Annotated in this window: 1 pseudogene; it reads left to right on the forward strand. The window is 53.0% G+C overall.

Annotated elements, in window-relative coordinates:
- Positions 1–315 (forward strand): annotated as a pseudogene (locus TH606_RS11745) (hypothetical protein); the annotation flags it as partial.

The following is a 315-nucleotide window of genomic DNA, read 5'->3' on the forward strand; positions in this document are numbered from 1 at the left end:
TGGCTTACATAGAGCTAAACCCGGTGCGGGCGGGTATAGCGGAGAGGCCAGAAGAGTACCGCTGGTGTTCGCTTGGATACAGGTCAAGAAGAGGGACAGGCAAAGATTTTCTTTCGCTGGATCTGGGGCTTAGCAGGTGGGAGAAGAAGGCGGAGAAAGAGAGGCTTGAGCTATTGCGGGAGTTTGTATACGGGAAGGGCGGGCTTGGTGAGCCAGAAAGAGGGACAGGCGAAGTTTATCGGCAAAGGGTGAGGTATTTTACCGAGAGTTTGGCGATAGGGAGCAAGGGGTTTGTAGAAAGAGCGGCTAAAAAGA

It is taken from the genome of Thermodesulfatator autotrophicus, from assembly GCF_001642325.1.
Taxonomy (GTDB): domain Bacteria; phylum Desulfobacterota; class Thermodesulfobacteria; order Thermodesulfobacteriales; family Thermodesulfatatoraceae; genus Thermodesulfatator; species Thermodesulfatator autotrophicus.